Origin of the sequence: Candidatus Dactylopiibacterium carminicum (genome assembly GCF_014736495.1) — a bacterium.
Lineage (GTDB): Bacteria > Pseudomonadota > Gammaproteobacteria > Burkholderiales > Rhodocyclaceae > Uliginosibacterium > Uliginosibacterium carminicum.
Window position 1 is genome coordinate 1 of the sequence record NZ_MDUX01000036.1, and the last position, 16,544, is coordinate 16,544.

Genomic DNA, 16,544 nt, shown 5'->3' on the forward strand with positions numbered 1-16,544 from the left:
TCACACCCAAATTCCAGAATGTAAACACATTCCGGATACTGTGAACAGGCTCTAGGCTTCCTGTCCGGCTGTCCTGTAGAGGATGAATTTGCCCATGAGCAATACGAACAGAGCGCCGATGATGCCGGCGACCAGCGCGGCTGTGTCCGTATTGGGCAGCACGCCGGCAAGGCCCGGGTCGCCCTGAATCATGTGGCCTGCAATCCAGCCCAGCAACATGGCGCCAAGGGTGACGATGACAGGGAAGCGGGTCATCAGTTTGATAACCAGCTGGCTGCCGTACACGATGATCGGAATGCTGACGAGCAAGCCGAAGACCACGAGTGCGATCTGATGCTGTTCGCCGGCATTTTGTGCGGCGCCGGCGATGGCGATGACGTTGTCGAGGCTCATGACGAAGTCAGCCACGATGATGGTCTTGATGGCCGCCAGCAGACGGTCGCTGGCGTTGATGTCCTGATGGTCGTCGCTTTCAGGCTTGAGCAGCTTGATGCCGATCCACAGCAGCAGGATGCCGCCGACGAGCTTGAGGAAGGAGATGGCCAGCAGTTGCAGTGCGAAGGAAATCAGGATCACGCGCAACGCGATTGCACCGACGGTACCCCAGACGATACCTTTCAGGCGCAGATTCTCCGGCAACCGACGGCAGGCCATGGCAATGACAACCGCGTTGTCTCCGCCAAGCAGGATGTCGATCATGATGATCTGGGCAACCGCAGCCCAGAAATGCGGGGTCATGAATTCAGCGAGTTCCATGGGACATTGTTCCGAGATGAAAAACCGAGCCCACCGGGAAGGTGGGCGGAGGAGTGAAGTGTGATCGTGTTATGAGGAAAGGAGGATATCGTTTTGTAACGACATCCTCCTTGTGCAAGGTTAACCGTGGAACAGGCGTGGCAGGGTCATCGAGATCTCAGGGATGAAGGTCACGGCGAACATGACCACCGCCAGTGCAAGGTAGAACAACCAGATGGTACGCATGACCTTTTCCACCGATATCTCCCCGATGGCGCAGCCGATGAACTGGGTCGTGCCGACAGGAGGGGTGTTCAGGCCCAGGGCGCAGTTCAGCAGAATCATGATGCCGAACTGTGTCGGGTCCATGCCGTACTTCATGGCGATCGGCAGGAAGATCGGGGTGCAGACCAGGATCGTGGGCGCCATGTCCAGGAAGGTGCCAAGCAGGAACAGGATGATGTTGATCATCAGGAAAATCATCCAGGGACTTTCCGAGATGGTGCTCAGCATCTGGCCGGTCAGTTCGGCGATCTGATAGTAGGCGATGAAGTAGCCGAAGGTCGCCGAGATACCGATCAGGGCCAGTACCACACCGGTCTTCTTGACCGCATGCGCAAGCGCGGCCACGAATTGCGGGAAGGTCAGGCTGCGATAGACCAGTACCGTAAGGCACAACGCATACAGCACGGCGATGGATGCCGACTCTGTTGCGGTGAACACGCCGGACAGGATCCCGCTGACGATGATCACCACCACGAACAGGCCGGGAACCGCTGCGGCAGCCGTGCGCCACACCGTGGGCCAGCCGGGGAACACCCCGCGTCCGTAACCGCGTCGTACCGCCATGTAGTAGGCCGCGCCAAGGTTACAGATCATGAGGATGATCGCAGGCACGATACCGGCCAGGATCAGTGACGTTACCGAGGCCATCCCGCCGCAGGCGAGCGTATAGATGATGATGTTGTGCGAGGTGGGCATCAACGCACCGACCAGTGAGGCGTGGGTGGTGACGTTGACAGCGTAGTCTGCGTCATAGCCTTCACGCTTCATGGCCGGAATCAGCACCCCCCCCATGGCTGACACATCCGCCACCGGCGAGCCAGACACGCCACCGAACAGCGTGCAGGCAACGACGTTGCTCATGCCAAGGCCACCGCGCCAGTGGCCGACCATGGCCTTGGCGAAGTTCACGATGCGGTCGGCGATGCCACCCAGCAGCATCAGTTCACCGGCGAAGATGAAGAAGGGGATCGCCAGGAAGGTGAACACCTGCATGCCACCCGTCATCTTCTGGAAGACGACGGCCATCGGCAGGCCTTCATAGAAAATGGTGGCGACGGCGGACAGACCGATCGCGAACAGGACTGGTACGCCCAGTATCAGGGCGCCCAGAAACACACAGGAAAGAATGATCAGTGCCATGCTGGTTCAACCTCGACGCCCTTGATCAGCGCAATGATGTGTTCAATGGAAAAGAGCACGATGAGCACACCGGTGATCGTGATCGGGATGTAATTGATTCCCTCGGGGAGCGTCAGCGTGGGGATCCTGTGATCCATCGCCATGCGTGCCAGAAACTGGCCGTTATAGGCCATGCAGACACCGAAGCCTGCCACTACGGCGTGGATGAAGACTTCAAGCCACTTCTTGTAGGGCTGCGGGCAGATGGCCAGCAGGGACTCCATGCCGATGTGGCCTGCATCACGAACACCCACGGCGGTGCCGAGCATGGTGACGAAGAGAACCAGTACTAGCGCCAGGGCCTCGGCCCAGGTTGGCGTGTCATTGAGGATGTAACGACCGAACACCTGATAGAGCACGCACAGGATCACCAGACCCAGTCCGACGGTGGCGATCATCAGGCAATATTTTGAGAGTGTTGCGCAGATTTTTGTGTACATATCTGCGATTCCTTCCTGCGAGATGCAAAGAAAAACCCGGTCAGAGGAACAGCTCTGCCCCTGGCCGGGTCCGTGGTTACTGCGTTACTTGACGTCCTGGATGCGCTTGACCAGATCCTTCATGCGCGGCGAGGTGACGAACTTGGCATAAACCGGAACCATGGCGTCCTGGAAGGGCTTCTTGTCCACTTCGGTGATGATCGAACCGGCCTTGCGCACGATGTCTTCCGACACCTTTTCACGCTCTGCCCAGAGCTTGCGTTGCACCGTGGTGGATTCTTTGGCGGCATCGCCGATCAGCTTCTGGTCGGCGGGAGAGAGCTTGTCCCAAATCACCTTCGAGAAGATCACGATCTCCGGATTCATCAGGTGCTCGGTGCGGCTGTAGTACTTGGCCGATTCGAAGTGCTTGCTGCTCTCGTAGGACGGCCAGTTGTTCTCGGCTGCATCGATCAGGCCGGTGCGCAGACCGACGTAGACCTCGCCCATCGGCATCGGCGAGGGGTTGGCACCCATCGCGTTGGCCATGGCCACCATCACGTCGGATTGCTGCACGCGCAGCTTCATGCCCTTGGTGTCAGCGAGCGTCTTGACCGCTTTCTTGGCATAGATCGAGCGGGTGCCCGAGTCGTAATAGGCCAGGCCGATATAGCCCTTGCTGTTACAGGAGCTCAGGATTTCCTGACCGACTGCACTGTCGAGTGACTTGTGCAGGTGATCGGTGGAGCGGAACAGGAAGGGCAGGCTCGGAACGATGGTTTCTTCACAGATGTTGTTCAGCAGATTGAGCGGCACGCGGGCCATGGCCAACGCACCCATCTTCACCTGTTCGATGACTTCCTTTTCCGAACCCAGGGTGCCGTTCGGGTAGACCTTGGGGTCGATGCGGCCATTGCTTTGCTTGGCCAGCACTTCGCTCATATGGCGCAGGGCCTTGGTATTGGGGTAATCGTCGCCCCAGATTTCCGAAACCTTTAATTCGAGCTTCTGTTGCGCGAAAGCGCCGCAGGCGAAGCACGTCATCAGCAAAGCGGCTACGACTTTTGGTGTACGCATTTCCTCTGTCTCCTGGTACTGCTTGTCTGTGAATTGGAGCGGCAGAAGCTGCTCCGTCTTGGTTGCTGGTCATACAAGACAGTGTTTGTATGACTAATCAACGGGACGAAAAATATCACTTGTATCTAATCCGGGATGTAGATGAAGACCCCACTGGGGTTTGCCCTAAATATTGTTAAATCTATTTTTAATCAATCGATTAGGGGGTTGTTGTATTAAGGCTTCATGCCCGGAACGGCTTGAGCTAACGCAAACCGGTAACAAGCCCCGCAGTGCTATGCGATGCGGCAGGTGACCAGTGCGTGTAAGGGGAGTTGTATTGCCTGGCGGACGTTTGCAGGCCGAAGGAAAACGCCTGTGCATTGCCTTGCAGCAGGGCTCTTTACCTCTTGCTGCAAACCCTGAGCCGGTTTTAAGGCGTTGCGACGGAGACCAGCTCCGGTTCGAGTACGCGGATGACTTCCGCAGGGGCAAGGCCGACCAGGAAGCCGCGTTTGCCACCATTGATATAGATCGTAGGTAGCTCGGCGATGCTGGCTTCCATGAAGACCGGCATGACTTTGCGGGTGCCAAAAGGGCTGGTGCCGCCTACCAGGTAGCCGGAGTGGCGGTTGGCCACGTCGGGCGTGCAGGGGCTGACCGTCTTCACTCCGAGGTGGCGGGCGAGGTTTTTGGTGGAGACTTCGTGATCGCCATGCATCAGCACGATGAGCGGGTGGTGGGTGTCGTCTTCCATGATCAGGGTCTTGATCACGGCGTGCTCATCAACACCCAGCTCGCGGCTGCTCACTGCTGTGCCCCCCTTTTCTTCGTAGGCATACAGGTGCTCGGTGTAGCTCACCTTGTATTGACGAAGTACGCGCACTGCAGCGGTGACGGGGGTTTTCGAGTCTTTCATGCGGCTTTTCGCCATCCCGGCGGCGGGATGGCGGACTTTCCGTGTATCACTGGATGTCGAGCAGTTCCACTTCGAAAACCAGTGTGGCGTTCGGCGGAATCACACCACCAGCGCCCCGGGCGCCGTAGCCCAGTTCGGGCGGAATGATCAGTTTGCGCGTCCCCCCGACCTTCATCCCTTGTACTCCTTCGTCCCAGCCAGCGATCACGCGGCGGCCGCCCAGTGGGAAAGAGAACGGCTCGTTCCGATCCTTGCTCGAATCGAACTTGCTGCCATTGGTCAGCCAGCCGGTGTAATGCACGGACACGTAGCGCCCGGCTTTGGCTTCCGCACCGGTGCCGAGGATGGAATCCTCGTAGATCAGACCGGATTCGGTGGTTTTCGGGTCGCGCAGGTTCATGTCCAGTGCTGGCTCGATCTCCAGCAACTCGACCTCGAAGACCAGCGTGGCATTCGGCGGAATCACGCCCCCTGCGCCTTCTTCGCCATAGGCGAGTTCCGCGGGAATGGTCAGTTTGCGCTTGCCACCGGCCTGCATGCCTTGTACTCCTTCGTCCCAGCCCGGGATCACGTGGCCGGCGCCCAGCGGGAAGCTGAACGGTTCGTCCCTGTCCACGCTGGAATCGAACTTCTCGCCCGTGGTGAGCCAGCCGGTGTAGTGCACGCGGACCGAGCGACCTGCCTAGGCTGCGTCACCGCTGCCGGCCACGAGGTCTTCATAGATCAGGCCGGAGGTCGTGGTGATGGATTCGCTCATCGGGATTCCTTATTTGATGATGGTGCCGAAAATCTTGTCACCAGCGTCACCCAGGCCGGGGATGATGTAACCGTCTTCATTGAGATGACTGTCGATGGCCGCAGTCCAGCAGCGTACGTCCGGGTGTGCCTTCTCCAGCGCGGCGATGCCTTCGGGCGCAGCTACCATCACTAAGGCACGGATATCCTTGCAACCGCGGCGCTTAAGCAGATCGATGGTGGCGATCATGGAGCCGGCTGTGGCCAGCATCGGATCGATGATCAGCGCGCAGCGCTCGCTGAGGTTGCCCACGAATTTCTCGAAGTAGTGCTCGGGCTGCAGGGTTTCCTCGTTGCGCGAGAGGCCCACGATGCTGATCTTTGCGCTGGGGATCATGTCCAGCACGCCGTCGAGCATGCCGATGCCGGCGCGCAGGATGGGCACCACGGTGACCTTCTTGCCCTTGATCTGCTGGATCTCGGTGGGCCCGCTCCAACAGTCGATGGTGACCGGGGCCAACTCGAAATCGGCCGTGGCCTCGTAAGCCAGCAGGCGCGAGAGTTCTGCGGCGAGCTCGCGGAATTTCTTGGTGGAAATGTCGGCCTCGCGCATGAGGCCGATCTTGTGCTGCACCAGCGGGTGGCGCACAGCAATGACTGGCATGGAATGGTTTCCTTCTTGTTCAGCGCAGGCGGACGAAACGCCCGTCGCGCACTTCGGCGAAGAATACCTGACGTTGCACATCGCCGAAGTCATCGAACCTGATTTTTCCCTGGACGCCCCGGAAAGTTTGTAGCTTCAGCAGGCTGCGCTTGAGGTTTTCGGGGTCCAGGTCATAGGCCAGCGCATCCATGATCACGTTGGCGGCCTCGAAAGCCATGGCGGCACCATAGCCGGGCTCGTGCTTGAAACGGGTGAGAAAGGCTTCGCGGAAGCGCTGATAGTCATCCGAGAAATCCTCTAGATCCACGTATTCCTCAAGCAGCAATCCGTCGAGCAGACGGCCGCCGTTCTCCAGCAGACGCTGGGTGTTGGCCCAGCCGCAGCCAGCAAGCTGCACATATTCATTGCGGCTGCGGATCTTGCCGGCGAGCTCGGCGGTATCGACGGCATTGGCCACCACCACGATCATGTCCGGCCGCACGTCGAGCAGGGTGTTGGCCATCTGGTCGTAGCTGCGTTCATAGTGCGAGTCGAAATTGATCATGCGTACCACTTCGCCACCCAGCGCCTCGAAGGTGCGCTTGTAATCGGCCACCCAGTTGCCTGAATAATCGACGTTGGCAAGGTCGTACACGATGGCGACATGGCGTACGTTGCGCTGTTGGTAGTGGAAGCGCGCGACTTCCGAGGCGTAGCGGTTGGTGTCATCGATGACACGGAAGAACAGATCGTCACGGCCGCTCAGATCGGTCGTCGTGGTATGCACGCCCATCATCAGCATGCCGGTCTGCTGCAGACGCGGCACCAGGGCCACGGCCATGCTGCTGGTCATCGGGCCGACGACCGCAGCCACCCTGGCGGCGATCAGGTCGTCCAGCGCGCGCCGGGCGCGGGTGGCGTCCTGTTCGTCGTCACGCGCCACCAGTTCCACGCGGCGACCGTCGATACCGCCGCTTGCGTTGCGCATCTCGATGGCGAGTTGCGCACCGTCCCGGCCTGCAGTGCCAAGATCCTGGTAGCGCCCGGATAGGCCACCGATAAAGCCGATACGGTAGTTCTCCTGCTGGCCGCATGCAGCCAGTGCCATCACCAGTGATATTCCGACCAGGGCCCAGACAACGCGCATCGATTCGTCACTCCGGTTTGTGTTCATGAAAGCCGGTGGCAGGGCACCGCGAGGCCGCTGCATGCTAACCCAAGCGGCGGCAGTGCCGAAGCTCCATGCGCCGCAGCGGGCGCATCAGACGTCGTACGTTGTGGGCGATGCCGAGATCACGACGGGTTTGTCGCCTGTCGCGGCTAGAATCCGCGCTGGATTCTTTCGATGTTGATGCCCATGCCTTTCCTGTTCGCCGTGCTGGCCGGCGCTGCCAGTGTCCTGGCGTATGCGCCTTTCGAGTGGTTCTGGCTGATGCCTCTGTGCTGGGGCAGCTGGTATGCGTTGCTGCGTCAGAAAGAAGTGCGTCCGGGGCGCGCGGCGCTGCTCGGCTGGAGCTGGGGTGCCGCCGCCCTGTTTGCGGGGCTATGCTGGTTGGTGGTGGCGCTCAACCGATACGGCGGACTGTCGGCGCCCTTGTCGGTGGCTTTGATCATGCTGTTCTGCGCCGCTCTGGCGCTGATCTACATCGCTTCGGCCTCGGCGCTGTTCGCACGCCTGCGTCCGACACACTGGTTGTTGCGTACCCTGTTTGCCGCGGCTTGCTGGACCTGGTTTGAACTGCTGCGCGGGCAGATATTTCCGAGTTTCCCCTGGCTGGCCATCGGCTACACACAAACGCCACCCAGCCCCCTGGCCGGTTGGGCCGCCATTCTGGGCGTATATGGCGTGGGTTTCCTGCTGGCCTGGACTAGCGCGCTGCTGGTCGAGGCCTGGCGTCTGCCTGCCTGTCACCGAAGTGCGCTGGGTCTGGCGCTGCTGCCCTGGTTGTCGGGTGCGGGGCTGCGCCAGATCGCCTGGAGTGAGCCGACAGGCGAGCCGTTGCGTGTGGCACTAATCCAGACCAACGTGCCGCAGGACCAAAAATGGAATGGCGAGCGGATGGGGGAGTGGCTGTCGCTGCATCTGGAGCTGCTGCGCAACAATCCGGCGCAACTGACCGTGATGCCCGAGACCACTCTGCCCCTGCTGGCCGAACATCTGCCCGTGGGCTATCTGGATGCACTCAAGGCACAGGCGCAATCGGCGGGCGGGGATGTGGTCCTCGGTGTCTTCACGCGTGACGATGGGCGGGTCTACAACAGCGCCATCAGCCTGGGTACCCATGCGTCCCAGCGCTACAGCAAGAACCACCTGGTGCCGCTGGGCGAATATGTCCCCTGGGGGTTCCAGTGGTTTCTCGATCTGGCGAAGATTCCCATGGCCAACCAGACCCCAGGGGGCGAGCGCCAGCCACTGATGCAGATTGGCGGTCAGCGCATCGCTATGAACATCTGTTACGAGGATGCCTTCGGCGAGGAACTGCGGCGCGCGCTGCCCGAGGCCACCTTGATGCTGAACATCTCCAACCTTGCCTGGTATGGCAATTCGCATGCCCAGCCGCAGCATCTGCAGATCTCGCGCATGCGTGCGCTGGAGTCCGCCCGCCCGCAGCTGCGCGCGACTAACACCGGCATGACTGGCGTGGTGTTGCCAGACGGCAGTGTCAGCCATCTGCTGCCGGCATTCACGCGTGGCGCCGTGGCGGCCGAAGTGCGTGGTTACACCGGAGCTACCCCTTTCGTGCAACTGGGAGATTGGCCGATCAAGCTGCTGTGTGTATTGATCTTCGGGGCCGTGGTGTTGGACAGGTGGCGTTGGCGAGTGTGATCCGTACACCGGCGTGAGAATATTTGGGCACGAAATCTGCATGGCGATGGACTTGCCGTGTATGGTTACCGGATTGTTTCGGCAGCGGTTTGGCGCCCCTGCCTTTTTGACATAAGGGAATCTCCGTGGGGAAAAACACTCTTTCACTGCCCAGCCAGGCCGAAATCGAGGCCGCACCTGAGTCTGATTACATGTCGCCGCGCCAGCTGGCGTTTTTCCGTGCCCGCCTGTGCGCCGAGCGCGATGCATTGGTCGCTTCTGCCAAGGACACAACCGATACCCTGCAGAAGGATGAAGCCATCGCAGACCCCTCCGATCGCGCCACGCAGGAAGAAGGCCATACGCTGGAATTGCGCGTGCGTGACCGGGAGCGCAAGCAGTTGCACCGCATTGATGAAGCCATCGCGAGGATTGACGATGGCAGCTACGGCTATTGTGCTGACACCGGCGAGCCGATCGGCATCGCCCGGTTGCTGGCGCGCCCCACCGCGAATTTCACACTGGTTGCGCAGGAGCGGCACGAGATGCGCAAGAAAATGCTCGGATGATCGAAACCCTGCTGCTGACGGCAGCAAGCGTGGCGAGCTTCAATGCGCAGATCTTGCGCACACGGGCCAGCGGCTTCTTCTTCATGCGCGATCAGCGTTTGTTCCTGGTCACCAGCCGCCATGTGCTGATTGATGAAGCGAGTCAGCATTTCCCTGACCGGATCGAGATTGAGCTGCATGTGGATGCCGACAATCTCGCTGTCTCTACCGGTTTTTCCCTGCCGCTCTATCGTGACGGGGGTCGCCTGTGGCGCGAGGCGCAGGATGGAGGCAGCATCGGTGATGTTGCCGTGCTTGAAATCGATCGTGCGGCCTGGCCGGCAAATGCCTTGTTCCGTGCCTTCACGCCGAACCACCTGGTTACCTCCTATGACCAGATCGAAGTCGGCTCCTCGCTGCTTGTGCTGGGATTCCCGCTGGGATTCCAGGACACCCTGCATCATCTGCCGGTAGTGCGGCAGGCCGCGATAGCCTCGTCGTTCGGCCTGCGTTTTCAGGGGCAAGGCTATTTCCTCACGGATGCCCGCACGCATCGTGGCACCAGTGGCGCCCCGGTGGTCATGCGGGCTCTTGGTGACATGGCCGGGCAGGGGGATCTGCCCTGGTGGCTGCTGGGAATCCATTCCGCGCGCCTCGATGTAGGCCGGGACCAGCAGATGGATGAGGCGCTCGGCCTGAATTGCGCGTGGTACGCCGATATCCTGATGCAGCTGACCGCGCCGGCATGAGCCCGCGCGGTCAGAGTTTCTTCGGCGTCAGCTCTGCGGCCAGATCGTCCCACCAAACTGGATCATTCAGCGGCGGCGCCCCCGCACCAAGTTCGGTGTTGGGAAGCCGGAAGACGCGCCTGCCCGCCAGCGGCAGACCATCCAGCACGAGTTTTTTGTAGGTCTGGTAGCGTCGTTCGAATTCGCCACTCTTCACCATACGCTGCAGGCCTTCGCTGATGCGTGCGGCCATGCGTTCGCCCTCCGCAGTGCGTGGCACGAAGAAATAGCGCGGTAACGGATAGGCCAGGATGAGGTTCTTCTCGATCTGCATGCCTGGATACTTGGCAGAATAGGTACGCCATTCCGCATCGATCTCGATGACCCCCCGGGAGAAGAGATCGAAGCGGCCAGCGGCCAGCATGCCGAACAGACCTTCGTAGTTTGCCGTCAGCGCGAGCCTGAATCCTGCCGCCTGCAGGATCTTCACGTCGGTCCAGGGCGTTGATTGGCCGATGGAGAAGCGCTTGAGGTCTTCCAGCGTTCGAACCTGGTCAAGCTGCGGCTGTGTCTGCGGCATGATCAGGAACAGGCGGTAGCCCAGCAGTCCCTTGTCCAGCGGCAGGCGGATCAGGCGCAGGCGGGCCTCCAGATCCAGATTGGTGCCCCGGGCGACGATGTTGACGCGTTCGCCACCGGTTTCCACGTCGGCTACCGCACGCTGGAAGGTCATCGGCGTGGTGTGCGATTGCAGGATGTAGTCGCCGTATTTGTCGCGAGTGGCTTCCAGCGCGGCCTTGAGCAGATGCCAGTAATACAGGTGGCGCTCGTCGTTGGCAGTCTCGGGGGGCGGGTAAACGAAGCGCATCGGCTGGGCGAGGGCTGTCTGCAGCAGCATCAAGCCGAGTCCCAGGGCGAACAGCAGTTTTCTCATCCGGCGTGCTTCCTGTATCCAGCCCTGTGGGTGTGTTCTGGCCGGGATCTGCCCCCGGTGCGGAATCGACTGCGGAGGCCAGTCTAGCGGGGCTTTGACGCTCGTGGATCGCCCCTTGCGGCAAACCCTGATGAAATTCTCCGGGCCGGTACGAGATGCGCGGGGCGGTCCAGCCGATCTGCCTGTAAAATGGCCGCCTTTCGCTTCCGGACTGAAGTCTCTTCGTTCATGAGTGCCAAACCCAGTTTTCAGGACATCATCCTCAAGCTCCAGGCCTACTGGGGCAGCCGTGGTTGCGCCTTGCTGCAGCCCTACGACATGGAGGTCGGTGCTGGCACCAGCCACACCGCCACCTTCCTGCGCGCCATCGGGCCGGAGCCTTGGCGTGCCGCTTACGTGCAGCCTTCGCGTCGTCCCAAGGATGGCCGTTACGGCGAGAATCCGAACCGCATGCAGCACTACTATCAGTTCCAGGTGGTGCTCAAGCCGGCACCCGCTGACATCCTGGACCTGTATCTCGGCTCGCTGGAGGCGCTGGGCTTCGATCTGAAGAAGAACGACGTGCGCTTCGTCGAGGATGACTGGGAGAACCCTACATTGGGCGCCTGGGGGCTGGGCTGGGAAGTCTGGCTCAATGGCATGGAAGTCACGCAGTTCACCTATTTCCAGCAAGTTGGCGGCATCGACTGCAAGCCGATCACCGGCGAGATCACCTATGGGATCGAGCGTCTGGCGATGTACCTGCAGGGGGTGGAGAACGTTTTCGATCTCGTCTGGACTACCTGGGAAGAAAACGGCCAGACCCGTGTGCTCAAATACGGCGATGTGTTCCACCAGAACGAGGTGGAGCAATCGACCTACAACTTCGAATACAGCAATGCCGAGGCATTGTTCCGCCATTTCGGTGACTACGAAGGCAATGCGCAGCGTCTGATGGAGGCGAAGCTGGCACTGCCGGCCTATGAACAGGTGCTCAAGGCTGCCCATACCTTCAACCTGCTAGATGCGCGCGGCGCCATCTCTGTGACCGAGCGTGCCGCCTACATCGGCCGCATCCGCAACCTCGCGCGCAGCGTCGCGCAGGCCTATCTCGACTCCCGCGAGCGCCTCGGCTTCCCGATGGCTCCGCGCGAATGGGTCGCGGACCTCCCGAAGAAGGAGGAGAAGTGATCATGAACCAGAATCTGCTCGTAGAACTCTTTGTCGAAGAACTGCCGCCCAAGGCCCTCAAGCGTCTCGGCGAGTCCTTTGCCGGCGTGCTGGCCGACAGCCTCAAGGCGCAGGGTTTGGCTACCGCCGATGCTGTCGTCAGCGCCTTCGCTTCGCCGCGACGTTTGGCGGTGCATGTCACCGCGGTGGCTGACAAGGCCGCCGACAAGCCCGTCTCGCAGAAACTGATGCCGGTTTCCGTCGGTCTGGATGCAACTGGCAAGCCGACGGCGGCATTGCTGAAAAAGCTGGCTGCGTTGGGCGCCGATGAGTCCGCCGTCGCGGGCCTCAAGCGCGTGGGCGAGGGCAAGGCAGAAACACTGATGCTGGACTCCGTGCAGCCGGGCGTGGCGCTTGCCACCGGATTGCAGCGTGCGCTGGAAGAGGCGCTGGCGAAGCTACCGATTCCCAAGGTGATGGGCTACCAGCTTGCTGATGGCTGGACAACCGTGAATTTCGTGCGTCCCGCGCATGGTCTCGTGGCCTTGCATGGTGCGGACCTTGTCGACATTGCCGTGCTGGGGCTCAAGGCGGGGCGTAACACCGTCGGCCACCGTTTCGAGGCGGCCAAACCGGTCGTAAGCCTGACGGACGCGGACAGCTATGCAGCGCAACTCAAGACTGAAGGCGCGGTGATCGCATCCTTTGCCGAACGTCGTGCCGAGATCGTGTGCCAGCTGGCGGCGCGTGCAGCGGAGGTCGGTGGCAGTGTGAAGCCCATTGAGGATGAAGCGCTGCTGGATGAAGTGACCGCGCTGGTCGAACGCCCGAATGTGCTGGTCGGCGAGTTCGAGTCCGAATTTCTGACGGTACCGCAGGAATGCCTGATCCTCACGATGAAGGCAAACCAGAAGTACTTCCCGCTGCTCGACGCTGCCGGAAAACTTACCAACAAGTTCCTGATCGTCTCCAACATCGCGCCCGAGGATGTTTCCGCCGTGGTCGGTGGCAACGAACGCGTGGTGCGCCCGCGTCTGGCAGATGCGAAATTCTTCTTCGATCAGGACCGCAAGAAGTCGCTCGAATCGCGTTTGTCGGGGCTTGCAAAGGTCGTCTATCACAACAAGCTCGGCACCCAGGGCGAGCGTGTCGAGCGCGTGCGTGCCATTGCCGGGGCGATTGCAGGCCGATTGGGTGTGGACGCCGCTGCTGTGGATACCGCCGCCAGGCTCGCCAAGACGGATCTGCTGACCGACATGGTGGGGGAGTTCCCCGAGTTGCAGGGCATCATGGGTGGCTATTACGCCAAGCATGACGGCTTGTGTGAAACTGTGGCCGATGCGATCGAAGACCACTACAAGCCGCGTTTCGCCGGTGATGAATTGCCGCGCAATCCGGTCGGTGTGGTGGTTGCATTGGCGGACAAGCTGGAGACGCTGGTCGGTATGTTCGGCATCGGCCAACTGCCAACTGGCGACAAGGATCCGTTCGCACTACGCCGCCATGCCCTGGGCGTGATCCGTATGCTCATCGAGCGCGATCTGGACTTGCCCCTGAGTGAGTTACTGAACGAGGCTGCGAGCCCCTTTGGTGCGTTGATCACTGATGCTTCCGGCGCTCTGGCTGATTTTGTATACGACCGCCTCGCCGGCAGTCTGCGCGAGCAGGGTTATTCGGCGCAGGAGGTTGATGCCGTGTTGTCACAACGCCCGCAGCGCCTGACCGATATCGCCAGGCGTCTGGCCGCTGTGCGCGCTTTTGCCGCCTTGCCCGAGGCGGCCGCATTAGCCGCGGCCAACAAGCGGGTGGGTAATATCCTGAAGAAAATCGAAGGCGAATTGCCGGTCGAGGTGAAGCCTGCGCTGCTGGCCGAAGAGGCAGAGAAAGCGCTGTTCAGCGCGCTCGGCGAAATCGCGCCGAAAGCGGATACCGCTTTCGAGACCGGTGACTATGCGGCTTCGCTGCAGGCCCTGGCTGCACTGCGTACCCCGGTCGACGCTTTCTTCGACAAGGTGATGGTGAATGCCGAAGATGTGGCCTTGCGGACCAATCGCCAGGCGCTGCTGAACCGGCTCTATGGTTTGATGAATCGTGTGGCGGACTTGTCGCGCCTGTCGGCGTGATGATGTGAAGGGAGAAGGAGGGGAGGGGAAGGCGCATATGCGCCAAGAGCCTCGCCTCTTCATCTGGAATTTCTGCTGAACGGGAAGCCCGTGAAGCCGGGCGGATTTTATCCTCCCCCTTCTGTCTTCCCCTTTCCCGGAGAAGTCTATGAAACTCATCATCCTCGACCGAGATGGCGTCATCAATCATGACTCGGCGCAGTTCATCAAGTCCCCCGAGGAATGGAAGCCCATTCCTGGCAGCCTGGATGCCATTGCACGGCTGACCGAAGCGGGCTACCGCATCATCGTGGCGACCAATCAGAGCGGCGTGGGGCGCGGACTGTTCGACATGGATACGTTAAATGCTATCCATGACAAGATGCTCAAGGCAGTCTCCGCTGTGGGAGGACGGATCGATGCGATCTTCTTCTGCCCGCATCCTGCAGAGTCCACCTGCGAGTGCCGCAAGCCGAAGTCAGGCATGTTTCGCGAGATAGCCGAACGTTTCAATGTGGACCTCACGGGGGTGCCAACCGTGGGCGACAGCCTGCGCGACCTGCAGGCCGGTATCGCTGTGGGATGCGTGCCTTATCTGGTGCTGACCGGCAAGAGCAGGAAAACTGCCGAGAATCCGGAACTTCCGGCAGGCACCCGCGTGGCGGCCGATCTGAATGCCGTGGCCAACCAATTGCTGGGTTTCAAGGCCTGACCTCGATGCCGAATCTGTTGCGCACATTGTTTTTTCTGCTGTTCATGGTGTTGTGGTTTCTGCCTTTCACGGGCTTCGTGGCGCTGACCTCCTGGATGTCCCTTTCCGAGCGCTACGCTTTCGTCACGCGCTGGAATCGCCGTGTCACTACCCGCGCGTTCGAGTGGATACTGGGTGTTCGCTACCGGGTGGAGGGTATGGAAAACCTGCCGCAGACACCCGCCGTGATCCTGGCCAAGCATTCGTCAGCCTGGGAAACACTGGCGCTGGCCAACTTTCTGCCGCCGATTGCCTACGTGCTCAAGCGTGAATTGCTACGCATCCCCTTCTTTGGTTGGGGGCTGGCGCGCATGCCGATGATTTCGATCAATCGCAGGGCGGGCAAGGATGCACTCCGTCAGGTTGTCGAACAGGGGAGGGCCCTGCTGGCGCAGGGCTTCTGGGTGATCATCTTTCCTGAAGGCACACGGACGGCCATCGGTACCCAGGCACGTTACAAGGCTGGCGGCGCGTCGTTGGCTGTGGCTGCGGGCGTGCCTGTCGTTCCACTGGTGCACAACGCTGGCGAGTTCTGGCCACGCCATGCATTCGTGATATGCCCTGGTGAGATTGTGGTCAGCATAGGTCCGGCCATCGAAACGGCAGGGCGCACGCCGGATGAAGTCACCGCTGCTACCGAAGCGTGGATGGAGGCGGAAATGCGTCGCTTGTTCCCTCACCATTACAACAGCAGTACGGCGGGTGCACGGCCCGTGCCGGAAGCCAGGAGCTGAGCCTTGTCAGCCGAGACGCGCAGCATCGTGCTCGGCGGCCAGCCAGTGGCCTACATGCTGCGTCGCAGTGCGCGGCGCAGCCTCGGATTGACCATCGACCAGCGTGGGCTGACCGTGGCGATCCCGTTGCAAGGCAGCGTGCGCGAGGCAGAAGCCTTCATGCTGTCTCGCGCTGGCTGGATCATTGAAAAACTGGCTGAATGATCTCAGCGGCGTGAGCCCGAGGTTCCGCCGATTCGCGATGGCATGCAGATTTCTGTCCTGGGTCGCCCTTGCATCGTACGCTGGACGGCCGGAGCCAATCGTGCGCGATGGGTCGAGCATTTCGATCATCGCGAACTGCATCTTCATCTACGGCGCGAGCAGGATGCGCATCGTCTGCTGTTACGTGGCCTACAGGATTACGCACTGCCTTATTTTGCCGGGCGTCTGGATGAGTACGTATTCCGTTTGCAGCAATTCGAATCCGGCGTGGAGCGTCCGCCGCTTTACCTGTCCAATGCCCGAACACGTTGGGGGAGTTGTTCCAGACTGTCTGGCATCCGCCTCAACTGGCGCCTGATTCATCTGCCGCACCAACAGATCGATTACGTGGTAGCCCACGAGGTGGCGCATCTTGTGGAAATGAACCATTCCCAGCACTTCTGGCGGGTGGTTCAGGCATTGATGCCGGATTTCCAGGTACAGCGCACCGCCATGAAGCTGGCCAACCGCATCATTCCGGCGCTCTAGCCTCTGCATCAGGCCGCGTGTGAACGAAAAAACCCGCAGCCATTGCGGCTGCGGGCGTAAAACCCGGCGGTTGCGGCCGGGGCCCGATG

The 16,544-nt window shown here is 60.8% G+C and carries 17 protein-coding genes and 2 pseudogenes; 9 read left to right on the plus strand and 10 right to left on the minus strand.

Annotated elements, in window-relative coordinates; all coding sequences use genetic code 11:
* Positions 1–51: 51 nt before the first annotated feature.
* The 9 genes and pseudogenes from BGI27_RS11185 to BGI27_RS11220 form a co-directional block, all read right to left on the minus strand.
* On the minus strand, positions 52–756 hold the full coding sequence (locus tag BGI27_RS11185) for a TerC family protein (RefSeq protein ID WP_095524956.1): 705 nt from the start codon (positions 754–756) through the stop codon (positions 52–54).
* A gap of 120 nt (positions 757–876) precedes the next feature.
* Positions 877–2,160 (minus strand): TRAP transporter large permease, encoded by a 1,284-nt coding sequence (locus BGI27_RS11190; RefSeq protein ID WP_095524957.1) that lies wholly within the window; start codon positions 2,158–2,160, stop codon positions 877–879.
* Complete coding sequence (locus BGI27_RS11195; RefSeq protein WP_223871757.1) at positions 2,151–2,597, minus strand: TRAP transporter small permease; 447 nt, start codon at positions 2,595–2,597, stop codon at positions 2,151–2,153. The genes BGI27_RS11190 and BGI27_RS11195 overlap by 10 nt, the downstream gene beginning before the upstream one ends.
* 126 nt (positions 2,598–2,723) lie before the next feature.
* Positions 2,724–3,695 (minus strand): TRAP transporter substrate-binding protein, encoded by a 972-nt coding sequence (locus BGI27_RS11200; protein ID WP_095524959.1) that lies wholly within the window; start codon positions 3,693–3,695, stop codon positions 2,724–2,726.
* A gap of 412 nt (positions 3,696–4,107) precedes the next feature.
* The gene (gene ybaK / locus BGI27_RS11205; protein WP_095524984.1) at positions 4,108–4,593 is read right to left on the minus strand and encodes a Cys-tRNA(Pro) deacylase; all 486 of its coding nucleotides are present in this window, start codon (positions 4,591–4,593) and stop codon (positions 4,108–4,110) included.
* Positions 4,594–4,639: 46 nt separating this feature from the next.
* Positions 4,640–4,993 (minus strand): FKBP-type peptidyl-prolyl cis-trans isomerase, encoded by a 354-nt coding sequence (locus tag BGI27_RS18095; RefSeq protein ID WP_223871762.1) that lies wholly within the window; start codon positions 4,991–4,993, stop codon positions 4,640–4,642.
* 15 nt (positions 4,994–5,008) lie between these two features.
* A pseudogene (locus BGI27_RS18100) lies at positions 5,009–5,350 on the minus strand (FKBP-type peptidyl-prolyl cis-trans isomerase); the annotation flags it as partial.
* 9 nt (positions 5,351–5,359) lie between these two features.
* Positions 5,360–5,992 carry a uracil phosphoribosyltransferase gene (gene upp, locus BGI27_RS11215; RefSeq protein WP_095524960.1) on the minus strand — a complete coding sequence of 211 codons (633 nt, stop codon included), beginning with the start codon at positions 5,990–5,992 and terminating at the stop codon, positions 5,360–5,362.
* 19 nt (positions 5,993–6,011) lie between these two features.
* Complete coding sequence (locus BGI27_RS11220; protein ID WP_170943020.1) at positions 6,012–7,118, minus strand: ABC transporter substrate-binding protein; 1,107 nt, start codon at positions 7,116–7,118, stop codon at positions 6,012–6,014.
* Between the two features lie 198 nt (positions 7,119–7,316).
* On the opposite strand from BGI27_RS11220, the gene lnt reads away from it, so the two are divergent.
* From lnt to BGI27_RS11235, 3 genes are all read left to right on the plus strand, one after another.
* Positions 7,317–8,798: an apolipoprotein N-acyltransferase gene (gene lnt, locus BGI27_RS11225; protein ID WP_223871758.1), complete on the plus strand. Its 1,482-nt coding sequence runs from the start codon at positions 7,317–7,319 to the stop codon at positions 8,796–8,798.
* A 125-nt stretch (positions 8,799–8,923) separates the two neighbouring features.
* A complete protein-coding gene (gene dksA, locus BGI27_RS11230; RefSeq protein ID WP_478210102.1) occupies positions 8,924–9,346 on the plus strand; it encodes an RNA polymerase-binding protein DksA in 423 nt (140 codons plus the stop codon).
* On the plus strand, positions 9,343–10,074 hold the full coding sequence (locus tag BGI27_RS11235) for a S1 family peptidase (RefSeq protein WP_095524962.1): 732 nt from the start codon (positions 9,343–9,345) through the stop codon (positions 10,072–10,074). Before dksA ends, BGI27_RS11235 begins: the two co-directional genes overlap by 4 nt.
* Positions 10,075–10,084: 10 nt before the next feature.
* Here the strand turns inward: BGI27_RS11235 and BGI27_RS11240 are convergent, their stop codons facing one another.
* Positions 10,085–10,987 (minus strand): type 2 periplasmic-binding domain-containing protein, encoded by a 903-nt coding sequence (locus tag BGI27_RS11240; RefSeq protein WP_095524963.1) that lies wholly within the window; start codon positions 10,985–10,987, stop codon positions 10,085–10,087.
* Between the two features lie 228 nt (positions 10,988–11,215).
* On the opposite strand from BGI27_RS11240, the gene glyQ reads away from it, so the two are divergent.
* From glyQ to BGI27_RS11270, 6 genes and pseudogenes are all read left to right on the plus strand, one after another.
* Complete coding sequence (gene glyQ / locus BGI27_RS11245) at positions 11,216–12,157, plus strand: glycine--tRNA ligase subunit alpha (RefSeq protein WP_095524964.1); 942 nt, start codon at positions 11,216–11,218, stop codon at positions 12,155–12,157.
* Between the two features lie 2 nt (positions 12,158–12,159).
* Positions 12,160–14,259: a glycine--tRNA ligase subunit beta gene (glyS, locus tag BGI27_RS11250; protein WP_223871759.1), complete on the plus strand. Its 2,100-nt coding sequence runs from the start codon at positions 12,160–12,162 to the stop codon at positions 14,257–14,259.
* A 148-nt stretch (positions 14,260–14,407) separates the two neighbouring features.
* Entirely contained in the window at positions 14,408–14,950 is a 543-nt protein-coding gene (gene gmhB / locus BGI27_RS11255; protein ID WP_095524965.1) for a D-glycero-beta-D-manno-heptose 1,7-bisphosphate 7-phosphatase, read from the plus strand.
* A 5-nt stretch (positions 14,951–14,955) separates the two neighbouring features.
* Positions 14,956–15,723, plus strand: coding sequence for a lysophospholipid acyltransferase family protein (locus BGI27_RS11260; RefSeq protein WP_095524966.1), 768 nt, complete (start codon positions 14,956–14,958; stop codon positions 15,721–15,723).
* Between the two features lie 3 nt (positions 15,724–15,726).
* On the plus strand, positions 15,727–15,927 hold the full coding sequence (locus tag BGI27_RS11265) for a hypothetical protein (protein ID WP_095524967.1): 201 nt from the start codon (positions 15,727–15,729) through the stop codon (positions 15,925–15,927).
* A 21-nt stretch (positions 15,928–15,948) separates the two neighbouring features.
* Positions 15,949–16,455: pseudogene (locus BGI27_RS11270) on the plus strand (M48 family metallopeptidase); the annotation flags it as partial.
* Positions 16,456–16,544: the final 89 nt, after the last annotated feature.